This is a genomic window from Nonomuraea sp. NPDC026600, assembly GCF_040638335.1.
In the GTDB taxonomy this organism is placed as follows: domain Bacteria; phylum Actinomycetota; class Actinomycetes; order Streptosporangiales; family Streptosporangiaceae; genus Nonomuraea.
The window spans coordinates 85,408-99,630 of sequence record NZ_JBEZYD010000042.1 but is presented as its reverse complement, the minus strand read 5'-3'; the positions used below and the strand labels follow the sequence as shown (position 1 = coordinate 99,630).

The following is a 14,223-nucleotide window of genomic DNA, read 5'->3' as shown; positions in this document are numbered from 1 at the left end:
CTTGACATTCTCCCAGCTAACGGGGGTTTGGCGGGGTTTGATCGGGGGTTGTGGGTGCGGAGTGGTGGTGAAAAGGACATGGGGAAGCGGCGGATCCTTCGACGCCTTTTGATCGTCTTCGGCGCCGGGATCGTCTTGGCCATAGGCCTGTTCGCCGTCGCGTGGGCGATGACCCCGATCCCCGACAGCACGCAGAAAGAGGCCACGGCCCAGGGGTCGGTGATCTACTACCGCGACGGCAAGACCGTGCTCGCGAAGAAGGGCATCGACCGCAGGACCGTCCCGCTGGCCAAGGTGCCCCAGCACGTGCGCGACGCGGTGATAGCGGCCGAGAACCGCTCGTTCTACGAGGACGGCGGCGTGTCCGTCAAGGGCACCGCGCGGGCCGTGTGGTCCACCGTCTCCGGGCAGCAGCTCCAGGGCGGCTCGACGATCACCCAGCAGCTGGTCCGCAACTACTACAGCGGCCTCAGCCAGGAGCGGTCCATCACCCGCAAGTTCAAGGAGATCATGATCTCCATCAAGGTCGACCAGTCCAAGTCCAAGGACTGGGTCCTTGAGCAGTACCTCAACACGATCTACTTCGGCCGCGGCGCCAACGGTGCCCAGGCGGCCGCGCAGGCGTACTTCGGCAAGAACGTCGACAAGCTGAGCGTGGCCGAGGGCGCCTACCTGGCCGCGGTGATCCAGCAGCCCAGCCGCTTCGCCGACCCCAAGGGCGCCGACCTCGACGCCGCCAAGGCCCGCTGGCAGGCCGTGATCGACGCCATGCGCCAGACCGGCTCGCTCACCGCCGAGCAGGCCGCCGCCCAGACGTTCCCGGCGCTGAAGGCGCCGAAGCGGCCGTTCGAGCTCAAGGGCCAGGCCCAGTACATGCTCGACCAGGTCACCGCCGAGCTGAACCGGCGTGGCTACACCGACGAGGACATCAACGGCGGCGGGCTCAGGGTCGTCACGACGTTCGACAAGAAGCTCATGCAGGCGGCCGAGAGCGCGGTCAAGAGCGTGCTGCCCGAAGCGACGCCCAAGAAGGTGCGCACCGGGCTGGCCGCCGTCGATCCGGCCACCGGCGAGGTCGTCGCCTTCTACGGCGGCCGTCCCGACCGCTCCGAGTACGACAACGCCTTCTCGGCCAAGGTGATGGCGGGCTCCACCTTCAAGCCGTACACGCTGGCCGCCGCGCTCAACAACGGCTTCGACCTGTCCACCCGGGTCAACGGCAACTCGCCGATGCGCGTGGCCTCGGCCACCAAGCCCATCCCGAACGACAGCGACCGCTCCTACGGTGAGATCAACCTGATCAGCGCCACCCAGAACTCCGTCAACACTGCGTTCGTCGACCTCGGCCAGAAGGTCGGCCTCGACAAGGTGGCCGCCACCGCGGAGGCGGCCGGCATCCCGGAGGCGCAGCTCAAGCAGCACCAGTCGGCCGCCACGTTCCCGCTCGGCGTCGCCTCGGTGAGCGCCGTGCAGAACGCCTCCGGCTTCTCCACCTTCGCCAACGGCGGCGTCCACATGGAGGCGCACGTCGTGAGGTCGGTGACCGCCCCCAACAGCAAGAAGGACGTGGTCGATCCCACCTCGACCCAGGTGGTCAGCGAGCAGGCCGCCGCCGACACCACGTACGCCATGCAGCAGGTCGTCAAGTACGGCACGGGCACCGCGGCCAGGCTGTACGACCGGCCGGTGGCCGGCAAGACCGGCACCACGGACAGCTCCAAGGCGGTCTGGTTCAACGGCTTCACGCCGCAGCTCGCCGTCGCGGTCGACATGTTCCGCGACGACAACAAGCCGGTCGAGGTCCCCGGCTACGGGGTGCAGTTCGGCGGCCAGTTGCCCGCCCAGATCTGGCGGGCGTTCATGACCGAGGCCATGGCGAACAAGCCCGTCATCGAGTTCCCGGAGCCGTCCGACTACGGCTACGGCTCCGACTGGGGCCGTCCCGACCAGCAGCAGGACACGCCGCAGGAACCGCGCCAGACCCAGCAATCCGACCCGTGGGCCACGTCCACCCCCGACGCCCCCGAGCCGTCGGTCACGGAGGCGCCCACCACGCAGGACTCCGTCACCCAGGATCCGGCGCAGCAGACCGACACCGGCCAGCCCACCGGCGACCCGGCCGTTCCCACGACCGGGCCCGACGCGACCGACCTCGGCGGCCGGTCACCGGCCGGCTAGCTCGGCCCGCAGCTCCTCGGGGGTGGTGACGGGCATCCGGCAGGTGAAGCCCCGGCACACGTAAGCGGCAGGGGATCCGCCGACCGTCCCGCGACCCTCCAGCAGCGCGGGGCCCTCCGGTGGCCCACCTTCGCCGTCACCCAGCGCGACGACCAGGCCGGGAACGTCGGCCAGCAGCGCCTCGCGGTGCAGCGCCCGCGTACGCGGATCGGCCGGCGGCCCGACGACCGCCACCTCGACCGGCCCGTCGAGCGCCGCCCGCGCCACGGCCAGCCCCCAGCCGGCGAACCTCGCGTGCCCGGTGGCCAGCACGGACACCGTGCCCAGCGCCGCGTAGGCGGCCTCACGGTGCCGCGCGGACCCGGTCAGCGCCGAGTAGGCGAGCAGCGCCCCGGCCGCGGCGTACTGGCCCGACGGGGTCGCGTTGTCGGTGGGATCCTGCGGTCGCTGGAACAGCCGTTCGGCGTCGTCGGCCGTGTCGTAGAACCCGCCCGCGTCGTCGCCGAACCGGTCGAGCACGGTGTCGAGCAGCGAGCCCGCCAGCCGGTGCCAGCGCGTCTCGCCGGTCACGCCGTAGAGGGAGATCAGCCCCTCGGCCAGGTTCGCGTAGTCCTCCAGCACCCCGGCGTTGCGGCCGGCCCGCCCGTCGCGCGAGGTCCGCAGCAGCCTGCCGCCGTCCATGTGCACGTCTTCGAGCAGCTCCGCCGCCTGCCGGGCGGCGTCCACCAGGTCCGGCCGGTCGAACACCGTCCCGGTCTCGGCCAGCGCGGCGATGGCCAGCCCGTTCCACGAGGCCACCACCTTGTCGTCACGTCCCGGGCGGACCCGCCGGCCCCGGGCGGTGAGCAGCCGGGCCCGTACGTCGTCGAACCGCGCGGCGTCGTCCGGGTCGGCGAGCAGTTGCAGCACGGACGTGCCGTGCTCGAACGTGCCCCGCACCTCGAAGAGCCGGGTGGCCCATTCCCCGTCGTCGTCGCCGAGCACCTCGCGCAGTTGCTCCGGCGTCCAGACGTAGAACCTGCCCTCCTCGCCCTCGCTGTCGGCGTCGAGCGCCGAGGCGAAGCCGCCCTCCGCGGTGCGCATCTCGCGCAGCAGCCAGTCGGCCGTCTCCAGGGCGACCCGGCGGGCGAGGGGCTCCCGGCTCGACTTCCACCAGTGCGTGTAGACGCGCAGCAGCAGCGCGTTGTCGTACAGCATCTTCTCGAAGTGCGGCACCACCCAGCCCGCGTCGACGCTGTAGCGGGCGAAACCGCCGCCGAGCTGGTCGTACATCCCGCCGCGCGCCATCGCGTCCAGCGTGCGGCCGCTCATCTCGGTCTCCCTGGAGCGCAGCAGGAACTCCAGCACCATCGACGGCGGGAACTTGGGCGCCCCGCCGAACCCGCCGCGCTCCTTGTCGAACGACTCCCGCAGATTCGCCACGGCCAGCGTCAGCGTCTCCTCTTCGGGCAGCGGCCCGCTGGGCAGCGTCGTCTGCGCGTTGAGCGCCTCGACCACCTTCGACCCCTGCTCCGTCACGGCCGCCCGGTCGCCGGTCCACGCGTCGTGGACACCTCGGAGCAGCCGCTGGAACTGGGGCCGCGGGAAGTAGGTGCCGCAGTAGAACGGGTGACCCTCCGGCGTCGCGAACACCGTCATCGGCCAGCCGCCCTGGCGGATCATGGCCTGGGTGGCGGTCATGTAGACGGCGTCGACGTCGGGCCGCTCCTCGCGGTCCACCTTGATGTTGACGAAGTGCTCGTTCATCAACCGGGCCGTGTCGGCGTCCTCGAAGCTCTCGTGTGCCATTACGTGACACCAATGACACGCTGAGTAACCAACGCTGATCAGCAGCGGCACATCGCGCCGTCGCGCCTCGGCGAAGGCCTCCTCGCCCCAGGGGTGCCAGTCGACGGGGTTGTCCGCGTGTTGCAGCAGATAGGGGCTCGTCGCGTCCTTCAAGCGGTTCATCAGGTCCTCCTTCGAGCACTCTACGACCACGCCCGGCGGACACCGGGTGGGCGGCAACACGTGTGGTGGGGACGGAGGGGGCGTAGGTTACGGAGCGTGGATCTGGACTTCGTGTGCACGCATGCGGGGCGCCCCGCCGCCGCCCTCACCCGCAGGGATGTGGCACGCGCGCTGCTCGCCGTGCCCTCAGGGGTGGCGCTGGTGGCGCTGCCCGACCTGCGGCGCGCGTTGATGGCCGCGGGCAACCCGCTCTCGCTGGCGTTCTGGGAGTCGGCCCGGTCGACGCTCGGCATGATCGAATCGGGCGCCGCCACGGTCGGCGACGTGCAGCGCTGGGTCGAGTCGACCGGCACTGAGCCGATGCTGATGACGCCCGGTTACTTCGTCTGGCCGGAGGAGGACGAGCGCGGGCCGGTGGCCGAGGAGATGTTCTCGCTGCTCGTGCGGTATCTGGAGGAACGCGTCAGCGAGGGTGAGATCGACCCCGACGCGCTGGTCGCGGGTGATCCGGGGGCCCGCAGGACGTATGAGGACCTGCAGGAACGCTGGCTGAGCACGCCGCAGCCCGACGGCCGGGTGCCCGGGTTCGCGGTCAGTGACGAGCAGGACGAGGAACTGTTCGCCGCCTGGGACGAGGAGGAGGCGTTCGCGCTGGCCGAGCTGCGGCGGATCATCACCGAGCTGCCCAAACCGCCCGAGCTGCCCGCCGTCGAGCTGCGGCGGGCCGGGATACGGCTGCGCGAGCTGCTCGGCCTGCCCGGCTATCCGGCGAACGTGCTGCGGGCCTGCGCCGGGCTCGACGACCGGCCGATGCCCGACGACGACGGAGAGCTCTGGCTGTCGGTGGCGGCCGGCATCGCCGGGCCCATCTCCGATCTGTCGGAGGCCGGAGACAGCCTGGAGGAGTTCGCGGACCTCGACGGCGACCTCAGCCACGAGGACTCCGTGCTGGCCAACCTCTGCGCCATCCAGCACGCCGACTGGCTGGCCGCGGTGGCGGCCCTGACCAGGTTCGGTCCCGGCGTGCTCGCCTCGCCCGAGCGGCTGGCCCGCCTCATCGCCGAGTCGGAGGACATCGACATCGACGACCAGGACGCCGACGACCTCGACGCCACCGAGCGCCTGTTCGTGCCGGTGGTGAGCCTGTGGGGCTACCTGGGCGTCGTGGACACCGACGACGTGCTCACCCCGCTGGGCTGGTGGGGGCTGCCGAAGGCGCTCGAACGCGCCTGGTCACCCTCCGACTGAGTCGTCGACCAGGTCTTTGTACGAGGGATGGCGCTCGATGTATCGGGCGACGTAGGGGCAGAGCGGCACCACGCGCAGGCCGGTGTCCCTGCTCGCGTCGAGCGCGTGCCCGACCAGCTTGCCCGCCAGGCCCTGGCCCTCGTATGCGGGCTGCACCTCGGTGTGCGTGAAGACGATCTTCGTGGGCAGCAGCCGGTAGTCGGCGAACCCGGCCACCGCGCCGTCCACGAAGATCTCGAACCGGCTGTGCTCGGTGTTGTCGACTATTTCCACCGGCATCTATTCGGCCTTCTTGTCGTCGATGTCGGCCGCCCGGGGTACCTGGATCCTCGACATCTGCTTGTTCATCGATTTGATCAGGATGTACAGGGCGACCCCGATGAAGGCGACGACGATGAAGCCGAGCAGGCCCGGACTAACATCACCCGCTACGAGAACTGTCACTCGTCCAGTCTGCCACCGAGGGGTCATGCTCCGGTCAGTGGTGGGCGGGGGAGACCTCTTCGGCGTGGATGCCCGCGAACAGATCGTCCTCCGGCAGCTCGGTGTCGACCAGCGAGCGCGCCAGGTGGTAGTCCTCGGTCGGCCAGATCTCGCGCTGGAGGTCGATCGGGCAGACGAACCAGAAGCCGTCGGGGTCCACCTGGGTGGCGTGCGCGAGCAGCGCCTCGTCCCGCAGCTCGAAGTAGTCGCCGCAGGGCACCCGGGTCGTCACCGGCCACTTGGCGGGGCGGTCCTCCCAGCGGGAGATCCAGTCGGAGTAGGGGGAGCCCATGCCGCGCGAGGTCATCGCCTCGTGCAGCGCCTCGAACCGCTCCTTGGTGAAGCCCATCTGGTAGTAGAGCTTCAGCGGCTGCCACGGGTCGCCCGTGCCCGGATAGCGGTCGGGGTCGCCGGCCGCCTCGAACGCCTCCACGGAGACCTTGTTCGTCATGATGTGGTCGGGGTGCGGGTAGCCGCCGTCGTCGTCGTACGTCAGGATGACGTGCGGCCTGAACGCGCGCACCGCGGCGACAAGGGGCGCGGAGGCGTCTTCGAGCTTCTGCACCGCGAAGCAGCCCTCGGGCAGCTCCTCCTCCTCGCTCTCCGGCAGCCCGGAGTCGATGAAGCCCATGAACTCCTGCCGGACGCCGAGGATCTCGCGCGCGCGGGCCATCTCGGCCTTGCGGACCTCGCCGATGTTGTCGACGATCTCCGGCCGGTCCATCTTGGGGTTGAGCACCGAGCCGCGCTCACCGCCGGTGAGCGTACAGACCAGCACTTCCACGCCTTCGCGGACGTAGCGCGCCATTGTGGCGGCGCCCTTGCTCGACTCGTCGTCAGGATGGGCGTGGACGGCCATCAGCCTCAACGGTGCACTCACGGGCTCGATGTCTCCTCAGTTGGACCGATCACTTGCCCAGACAGGTTAGGTTCTGCTGGGCGGTCGCGAGGGCGTGACCCCCACGGGCGACAATTGTCTCGGATAACGCTGAGGGAGTGCAGGGAGATTCCACCATGGCCACCGAAGATGTCGAGAACCGTCCAGTTCTCGGCACACCCGACGACTTCCCCGACCGTCCCGAGCGACGGGGCAGGTTCGTCGTGCACGTCGTCATCGGCGTGCTGGTGGCCATCATCGCAGGTGGCTGGGGCTACGTGATGTGGTCGATGACCGGCGCCACCACTGGGGCCGTCCCGCAGGTGGTGTCGTTCGACGTCGACCGTCCCGACGAGGCCGAGATCACCTTCGAGGTGAGCAAGCCCGACGACCGGGCGGCCATATGCCGTATCAGGGCCGACGATGTCAACCACGCAGAAGTGGGCAGCAGGGAAGTAAGAATTCCGGCTGGGGCGGGTAGTAAGCAGCTCAACGAGCGCCTGGACACGAGTGCCCAGGCCGCGTCCGTCCACATCCAGTACTGCAGTCTCGTATAATGAGACGTTTGAGGAAGCGTTCGAGCTGTTGAGTTGTTAGCCTTTCGCAATTCAACCGTACGCAACCTCGAGTGATCTCAGGGCCCCCTAGGCAAGCAAGGAGAACCCGTGGCCGACTCTCGCGATGAGAACGTCACATGGCTGACGCAGGAGGCGTACGACCGTCTCAAGGCGGAGTACGAATACCTCTCGGGCCCAGGGCGCGTCGACATCGCCAAGAAGATCGAAGCCGCCCGTGAGGAAGGTGACCTGAAGGAGAACGGCGGCTATCACGCGGCCAAGGATGAGCAGGGCAAGATGGAGGCCCGCATCTTCCACCTCCGGCAGATCATCGACAACGCCAAGGTGGGAGAGGCACCGAAGACCGAAGGGGTCGTCGGCCCCGGCATGACCGTGACGATCCGGTTCGTCCGTGACGACGACGAGGTGACCTTCCTGCTCGCGTCCCGGGAGGAGAGCGGAGCTCCGATCGACGTGTATTCGCCGAAATCGCCCCTTGGAGCGGCGATCAATGGTAAGAAGATCGGCGAAAAGGCGACCTATTCCATGCCCAACGGTCGCCAGAACACTGTCGAGATCCTCGAGGCCGTTCCGTACATCGGCAACTGACTTCAGAAGAGACGACCCGCCGGGCCAACGTCGGCCCGGCGGATTTTTCGCGTTCCTCCGGTATTCGGCAGGACCTCAGCTTCCTGGTCCGCTCCAGGAAGCGGCGTGACCACCACAAGCTGGTCCCGTTCATCGTGGTGTCGCTCGTCGCGGTGCTGACCGCCGACCTGATGCTGCTCGTGCAGGCGAGCGAACGGCAGGCGGTCGCCCAGCAGCCCGCGGCCGCCGTACGGACGCACCGTCCCGAGCCCCAGAAGACCCTGGCGGCCCAGGAGGGCAAGACCGCGCAGCCGGTGAAGCCGCTGGGCCAATTACACAAGCCCAACCTCTTCGTGGTCACCCGCAAGCCGCTGACCAACGAGCTGCTGCGCAAGGTCGCGCGGGTGAGCGGGGTGACCGCGCTGGAGCTGGCCGACGCGGCCTCGATCACGCTCGACGGCAAGCGGGTGCAGACACTGGCGGTCGACCCCTCGACCTTTCGCGCCTACACGCCCAAGGTGACGGCGGCCTCCGACGCGCTGTGGAACAACGTGGCGGCCGGTGACGTGGCGGTCTCGTTCGTGCTCGGCAACGACGGCGGGCTGAGCCTGCACAGCCGGGTGAGCGGGCCCACCGGCTCGCTGCGCATCGGGGCCTACGCCACGACCGGCTTCGGGGCGGTCGACGCCGTCGTCTCCCGCGAGGTCGGGCGGACGCTCGGCCTGCCGCGCGACAACGCGCTGATCGTGAGCGCGCCGAAGACGAACTCCGACAAGCTACGCAAGGCCCTGCTCAAGGTGCTGGGCAAGGGCACGCAGGTGGCCATGGTCAACCCGGTGCTGCCCCCGGCGCAGGCCAAGGTCCGCACCTACGCGGCCGGCTCGTTCATGAGCGGCGAGCAGATCACCGTCGCGCTCAGGGCCGCCGCCTCCAAGCTGGGCCGGCCGTACGTGTGGGGCGCGGAAGGCCCGAACACCTTCGACTGCTCGGGCCTGGTCCAGTGGGCTTTCGCGCAGGCGGGGGTACGCATGCCCCGGGTGACGCACCAGCAGTGGCTGGCCGGGCCGCAGGTGCCGCTCTCCCAGATCCAGCCGGGTGACCTGCTGTTCTGGCGCATCGACCCGACCAATCCCGGCTACATCTCGCATGTGGCGATCTACTGGGGCGACGGCAAGATGGTGGTGGCCCCGCGCACCGGCGACGTGGTCAAGATCGCCCCGATCAGCACCCGGAACCTGGCCGGAATCGTCAGGGTCAGCCCGACGCTCGCGGCGCGCGTTCGCTGACGGAGCTTCCTCCCGAAAGAGACCGTCCTTCGGCGCGTGCTTTTTCCGCGCAACCATGTAATTGTGATTACATGGCAACTGATGAAGCAACGGCTCAGATCAAGGGCTGGTTCACCGGGCGGCTGCCCGAAGGATGGTTCACCGGAGCGCCGGGGATCGTCAGGGACCGCGAGGAGATCGCGGTGCTCGGCACGCTGCCGGAGCCAGATTTCGAGGGCTCGGACACGGAGAAGGCGGCCCTTATCGAGGGGCTCATCGGGCGGTTCAGGGAAGAGACGCGCGAGCGCCGCATCGAGATCGCCAAGGAGGCCGAACGGCGATTCGGGCAGAAGGTCTCCTGGGGCGTCGTCTGCGGTGACACGACTGTGATGTTCACCACTCTTTCCGTGCCCGTCATGACCCGCCTGCGACAGCAGGAACGCCAGGTCCTCGACACGCTCGTCGCCGCGGGCGTGGCCCGCAGTCGCAGCGACGCGCTGGCCTGGTGCGTACGACTCGTCGGAAAGAACACCGACACCTGGCTGTCCGAACTGCGAGACGCGTTGCAACACGTCGACCGAGTTCGCTCCGCCGGGCCGGACGTCAATTCCTGAGAGTACGCAGGAGAAACTCGGTGGCGAATGGACTAAACCAATTGCGAAATTGGTTTAGACCAGCCGCATTGGCCGGGGCAGTGGGCGAGTCGATTTCTTTTGAAACCGCTTCGCCGGGGTAGGCTCCCCCAATCATCGAGGCCACAGCCTGCGGCGACGGCGGAATCCAGGCATAGGTCTATGCCAATTGGCTTTTCGGCGCCGTCGTCGTCAATGATGTTTGGGCCTGAAGAGTGGAGGAGCCGTAGCCGTGTCCGTTTCCGTGGAAGTACCCGCCCCGACGAGCAATGCCGAATTGGTCGCCTGGGTGAACCAGATCGCCGCATTGACCCAGCCCGACCGGATCGAGTGGTGCGACGGCTCGGAGGAGGAGTGGACGCGCCTGACCAACCTGCTCGTCGAGCAGGGCACGTTCACGCGCCTGGCCCAGCGGCCCAACAGCTTCTACGCCAAGTCCGACCCGAGCGACGTGGCCAGGGTCGAGGACCGTACCTTCATCTGCTCCGAGCGTGCGGAGGACGCCGGGCCGACGAACAACTGGGTCGCGCCCGCCGAGATGCGCCGGACGTTCGGCGAGCTGTTCAAGGGCAGCATGCGCGGCCGGACCATGTACGTCGTGCCGTTCTGCATGGGCCCGCTGGGCGGCGAGATCTCCCAGCTCGGCGTCGAGATCACCGACTCGGCGTACGTGGCCGTGTCGATGCGGGTCATGACGCGCATGGGGGAGCGGGCGCTGCGCCTGATCGAGGAGCGCGGCGAGTTCGTCAAGTGCGTCCACTCCGTCGGCGCGCCGCTGGCGGCCGGACAGGCCGACGTGCCGTGGCCGTGCAGCACGACCAAGTACATCAGCCACTTCCCGGAGACCCGCGAGATCTGGTCCTACGGGTCCGGCTACGGCGGCAACGCGCTGCTCGGCAAGAAGTGCTACGCCCTGCGCATCGCCAGTGTCATGGCCCGCGACGAGGGCTGGCTGGCCGAGCACATGCTCATCCTCAAGCTGACCCCGCCCTCCGGCGAGACCCGCTACATCGCGGCCGCCTTCCCGAGCGCCTGCGGCAAGACCAACCTCGCCATGCTCCAGCCGACGATCCCCGGCTGGAAGGTCGAGACGGTCGGCGACGACATCGCCTGGATGCGGTTCGGCGACGACGGCCGCCTCTACGCCATCAACCCCGAGGCCGGCTTCTTCGGCGTCGCGCCCGGCACCGGTGAGGTCACCAACGCCAACGCGGTCAAGACGCTCTGGGGCAACAGCATCTTCACCAACGTCGCGCTGACCGACAACGGCGACGTGTGGTGGGAGGGGCTCACCGCCGAGCCCCCCGCGCATCTGACCGACTGGAAGGGCCGCTCCTGGACACCGGAGTCCGCTGAGCCCGCCGCCCATCCGAACGCGCGCTTCACCACACCCGCCGCCCAGTGCCCGACCATCGCCCCCGAATGGCAGGACCCCAAGGGCGTGCCCATTTCGGCGATCCTGTTCGGCGGCCGCCGCGCCACCGCGGTGCCGCTGGTCACCGAATCGCTGAGCTGGGAACACGGCGTCTTCCTCGGAGCCAACGTCGCCTCCGAGAAGACCGCCGCCGCCGAGGGCAAGGTCGGCGAGCTGCGCTACGACCCGTTCGCGATGCTGCCGTTCTGCGGCTACAACATGGGCGACTACTTCGCCCACTGGCTGGAGATCGGCCGCCGCAAGAACGCCAAGCTGCCGCGCATCTACTACGTGAACTGGTTCCGCAAGAACGCCGACGGCAAGTTCATCTGGCCCGGCTTCGGCGAGAACAGCCGCGTGCTCAAGTGGATCGTGGACCGGCTCAACGGCGAGGCCAAGGCCGTGCCCACCCCGATCGGCCTGCTGCCGGACGGGCTCGACGTCGAGGGCCTGGACCTGCCGGAAGAGGACCTGCGCACGCTGCTCTCGGTCGACCGCGAGGTGTGGCGGGAGGAGGCGGCGCTGATCCCGGCCCACTTCGACACGTTCGGCTCGCACCTGCCCAAGGAGCTGTGGGAGGAGTACAACGATCTGCTCGACCGCCTGAGCTGATCCACCGGCACCGACCGCGCCGGCCGTCTTCATGACGGTCGGCGCGACCTATTGCTCTGGTATATCCAGACATCCTAGGTTTTGTCGGATGATGGTTGATGCGCACCAGCATTTCTGGAATGTCGATACCGGCTGGTACACCTGGCTGACCCCCGACCTCGGCCCCCTCTACCGCACCTACGCCCCCGGCGACCTACGGCCGGAGCTCGACGCGACCGGCATCGAGGCCACGGTGCTGGTCCAGGCCGCCGACGGCTACGACGACACCGACGCCATGCTGGCCCAGGCCGAGGCGCACGACTTCATCGCCGCCGTCGTCGGCTGGGTGCCGCTGGACCGGCCGGAGGAGGCGGCGGAGGCCATCGGCCGCTACCGGAGACATCCGAAGTTTGCCGGTGTCCGCCACCTCATCCACGACGAACCCGACCCCGACTGGGTGGTCAAAGACAGCGTGCTGGAGTCGCTCGGGCTGCTGGCCGAGGCCGGGCTGACGCTCGACGTGCCGTCGCTGCTGCCGCGGCACCTCGACCACGTGGTCACGCTCGCCGAGCGCCACCCGAGCCTGAAGATCGTCATCGACCACCTGTCCAAGCCGCGGATCAAGGACCACGAGTGGGAGCCGTGGGCCGCCCAGCTCACCCGGGCCGCCGCCTGCCCCAACGTGTACGCCAAGGTCTCGGGGCTGGTCACCGAGGCCGACCACCGCGCCTGGACCGTGGCGGACCTCAGGCCGTACGTCGAGCACGCGGTGGAGGCGTTCGGGCCGGAGCGGCTGATGTACGGCAGCGACTGGCCCGTCGCGCTGCTGGCGGCCGACTACCGGACGGTCTTGGAGGCGGCCACGGCCCTGCTCGATGGCACCGACCGGGATCGGGTATTTGGTGACACAGCTAGGTATTTCTACGGGTTTGACCGAGTTTAACGACGGATACTCTCTGGACATGGGAGGACTTCGCTGTGTCGATGGTTCATACCTGACCGTCACGCCCATTCCGTGCACGGACAGTGTCGGCACGCCGTACGAGATCACTCTGGAGCTCCGCCGCGACGGCACGCCGTACGGGATCGTCGGTGAGAGGTGCGGCTGGCTGCTGGCGCGGCTGGCGCTCGGGGTGAGCCGGGCGCGCGAGGGGCAGGGCCCGGCGGGACCCGGCGAAGCGGGCAAGTGGCCGGATCCCGACGACCGATTCCCCGTGGGCGAGGGCGGGAGCGAGCTGTTCTCGTTCCAATATCGCGCGAGGTCCGGCGCGATGACCGGCGGGGAGCTACGCTGCCAGCTCAGGACGATCCCCATCTGGCTTCCGGGCGAGCGCGAGTGGCGGGTGACCCGCAGGGCCTTCGTGGAAGCCTGGGGCTCCAGCGGAGTCGGGATGCGGGCGGTTCTGACATCGTCCGAGCTGGCCGCGTTCGTGCACGGACTGGTCGACGAGGTGGAGGACTGCCTCGGCGGCGGGGAAGGGCCCCAGGAATCCGGTTGAGGGAGCGGGCTGGGGTGAAACGCGGTGATAATTGCCTGTTGGGTCATTCGACCATAGGCACGGCACCGATGGGGAGGACTCCGTGGGCCTGCGCGATCTGGTCTACCGGCTGTACGAGCACCGGCTGGAGACCAAGCTGTCGAAGGACAGCGTCCCCCGGCACGTCGGGGTCATCATCGACGGCAACCGGCGGTGGGCGCGGGCCATGGGGATGCGCGACGTGGCCAGCGGTCACCGTAAGGGTGCCGACAAGATAGCCGAGCTGGTCACCTGGTGCCGCGAGACCGGCGTCGAGGTGGTCACCATCTGGATGCTGTCCAACGACAACCTCAACCGGCCGAGCGAAGAGCTGGAGCCGCTGCTGCGCATCATCGAGGACGTGACGGGGGAGCTGGTGGAGGCGGGCTGGCGGATCAGCCCGGTCGGGGCGCTGGACCTGCTGCCCGACAGAACGGCGAATGTCCTCAAAAACGCAAAAGAAGTCACATCACACCGTCCTGGCCTGATTGTGAACGTTGCAGTTGGGTATGGAGGAAGGCGTGAGATTGCCGATGCGGTGCGCTCACTCCTCCAGGAGCACGCCAGCAAGGGTGCCAGCATCGAGGACCTCGTCGAGGTACTCGATGTCGAGCACATCGCGGAGCATCTCTACACTCGCGGCCAACCCGACCCGGACCTCCTCATCCGGACTTCAGGCGAGCAGCGCCTGTCGGGCTTCATGCTGTGGCAGAGCGCTCACTCCGAGTTCTACTTCCATGAGGCCTACTGGCCCGACTTCCGCAGGGTGGATTTCCTGCGGGCGCTGCGCGACTATGCCGCGAGACATCGACGTTACGGTTCCTGACGGGACATCTGGGTATCCAGGACGTAACGTGAGAAGTGTCCGGTCACAGACCGGGCACTCCGGAGAGGGCCCGCCTTTGCACCACTATCTGCCGCGG

The 14,223-nt window shown here is 68.7% G+C and carries 14 protein-coding genes; 10 read left to right on the top strand and 4 right to left on the bottom strand.

Annotated features, from left to right (window positions below):
* Nucleotides 1-78 precede the first annotated feature (78 nt).
* Entirely contained in the window at nucleotides 79-2,178 is a 2,100-nt protein-coding gene (locus AB0F17_RS54820) for a transglycosylase domain-containing protein (RefSeq protein WP_358041555.1), read from the top strand.
* Here AB0F17_RS54820 and AB0F17_RS54815 read toward each other — a convergent pair.
* A complete protein-coding gene (locus tag AB0F17_RS54815) occupies nucleotides 2,164-4,128 on the bottom strand; it encodes a thioredoxin domain-containing protein (protein ID WP_358041552.1) in 1,965 nt (654 codons plus the stop codon). The genes AB0F17_RS54820 and AB0F17_RS54815 overlap by 15 nt on opposite strands.
* 96 nt (nucleotides 4,129-4,224) lie before the next feature.
* On the opposite strand from AB0F17_RS54815, the gene AB0F17_RS54810 reads away from it, so the two are divergent.
* Nucleotides 4,225-5,376 (top strand): hypothetical protein, encoded by a 1,152-nt coding sequence (locus tag AB0F17_RS54810; protein WP_358041550.1) that lies wholly within the window; start codon nucleotides 4,225-4,227, stop codon nucleotides 5,374-5,376.
* Here the strand turns inward: AB0F17_RS54810 and AB0F17_RS54805 are convergent.
* Genes AB0F17_RS54805 through mca form a run of 3 tightly spaced genes read right to left on the bottom strand, consistent with a single transcriptional unit; the run spans nucleotide 5,362 to nucleotide 6,739 of the window.
* Nucleotides 5,362-5,655, bottom strand: a complete 294-nt coding sequence (locus tag AB0F17_RS54805) for a GNAT family N-acetyltransferase (RefSeq protein ID WP_358041547.1) — start codon at nucleotides 5,653-5,655, stop codon at nucleotides 5,362-5,364. The genes AB0F17_RS54810 and AB0F17_RS54805 overlap by 15 nt on opposite strands.
* Complete coding sequence (locus AB0F17_RS54800) at nucleotides 5,656-5,820, bottom strand: hypothetical protein (RefSeq protein WP_358041544.1); 165 nt, start codon at nucleotides 5,818-5,820, stop codon at nucleotides 5,656-5,658. It abuts the gene before it with no gap.
* A gap of 34 nt (nucleotides 5,821-5,854) precedes the next feature.
* Nucleotides 5,855-6,739, bottom strand: coding sequence for a mycothiol conjugate amidase Mca (mca, locus tag AB0F17_RS54795; protein ID WP_358041541.1), 885 nt, complete (start codon nucleotides 6,737-6,739; stop codon nucleotides 5,855-5,857).
* A 134-nt stretch (nucleotides 6,740-6,873) separates the two neighbouring features.
* On the opposite strand from mca, the gene AB0F17_RS54790 reads away from it, so the two are divergent.
* The 8 genes from AB0F17_RS54790 to AB0F17_RS54755 all read left to right on the top strand — a co-directional run bounded on the left by AB0F17_RS54790 (nucleotide 6,874) and on the right by AB0F17_RS54755 (nucleotide 14,126).
* Nucleotides 6,874-7,293 (top strand): DUF4307 domain-containing protein, encoded by a 420-nt coding sequence (locus tag AB0F17_RS54790; RefSeq protein ID WP_358041538.1) that lies wholly within the window; start codon nucleotides 6,874-6,876, stop codon nucleotides 7,291-7,293.
* A gap of 108 nt (nucleotides 7,294-7,401) precedes the next feature.
* Nucleotides 7,402-7,902, top strand: coding sequence for a transcription elongation factor GreA (gene greA / locus AB0F17_RS54785; RefSeq protein WP_219534083.1), 501 nt, complete (start codon nucleotides 7,402-7,404; stop codon nucleotides 7,900-7,902).
* Between the two features lie 137 nt (nucleotides 7,903-8,039).
* Nucleotides 8,040-9,167 carry a C40 family peptidase gene (locus tag AB0F17_RS54780; RefSeq protein WP_358041534.1) on the top strand — a complete coding sequence of 376 codons (1,128 nt, stop codon included), beginning with the start codon at nucleotides 8,040-8,042 and terminating at the stop codon, nucleotides 9,165-9,167.
* 71 nt (nucleotides 9,168-9,238) lie between these two features.
* Nucleotides 9,239-9,760, top strand: a complete 522-nt coding sequence (locus AB0F17_RS54775) for a hypothetical protein (protein ID WP_358041531.1) — start codon at nucleotides 9,239-9,241, stop codon at nucleotides 9,758-9,760.
* Between the two features lie 250 nt (nucleotides 9,761-10,010).
* Nucleotides 10,011-11,804: a phosphoenolpyruvate carboxykinase (GTP) gene (locus AB0F17_RS54770; protein ID WP_358041528.1), complete on the top strand. Its 1,794-nt coding sequence runs from the start codon at nucleotides 10,011-10,013 to the stop codon at nucleotides 11,802-11,804.
* An 88-nt stretch (nucleotides 11,805-11,892) separates the two neighbouring features.
* Nucleotides 11,893-12,726 (top strand): amidohydrolase family protein, encoded by an 834-nt coding sequence (locus tag AB0F17_RS54765; RefSeq protein WP_358041526.1) that lies wholly within the window; start codon nucleotides 11,893-11,895, stop codon nucleotides 12,724-12,726.
* A 19-nt stretch (nucleotides 12,727-12,745) separates the two neighbouring features.
* On the top strand, nucleotides 12,746-13,282 hold the full coding sequence (locus AB0F17_RS54760; protein ID WP_358041523.1) for a hypothetical protein: 537 nt from the start codon (nucleotides 12,746-12,748) through the stop codon (nucleotides 13,280-13,282).
* A gap of 82 nt (nucleotides 13,283-13,364) precedes the next feature.
* Entirely contained in the window at nucleotides 13,365-14,126 is a 762-nt protein-coding gene (locus AB0F17_RS54755) for an isoprenyl transferase (protein ID WP_358041519.1), read from the top strand.
* Nucleotides 14,127-14,223: the final 97 nt, after the last annotated feature.

What these genes read in the sequence shown, in the direction of transcription:
- AB0F17_RS54765 (WP_358041526.1), top strand. Translation starts at nt 11,893, where the DNA reads ATGATGGTTGATGCGCACCAGCATTTCTGGAATGTCGATACCGGCTGG.
- AB0F17_RS54820 (WP_358041555.1), top strand. Translation starts at nt 79, where the DNA reads ATGGGGAAGCGGCGGATCCTTCGACGCCTTTTGATCGTCTTCGGCGCC.
- AB0F17_RS54760 (WP_358041523.1), top strand. Translation starts at nt 12,746, where the DNA reads ATGGGAGGACTTCGCTGTGTCGATGGTTCATACCTGACCGTCACGCCC.
- AB0F17_RS54815 (WP_358041552.1), bottom strand. Translation starts at nt 4,128, where the DNA reads ATGAACCGCTTGAAGGACGCGACGAGCCCCTATCTGCTGCAACACGCG.
- AB0F17_RS54775 (WP_358041531.1), top strand. Translation starts at nt 9,239, where the DNA reads ATGGCAACTGATGAAGCAACGGCTCAGATCAAGGGCTGGTTCACCGGG.
- AB0F17_RS54790 (WP_358041538.1), top strand. Translation starts at nt 6,874, where the DNA reads ATGGCCACCGAAGATGTCGAGAACCGTCCAGTTCTCGGCACACCCGAC.
- AB0F17_RS54805 (WP_358041547.1), bottom strand. Translation starts at nt 5,655, where the DNA reads ATGCCGGTGGAAATAGTCGACAACACCGAGCACAGCCGGTTCGAGATC.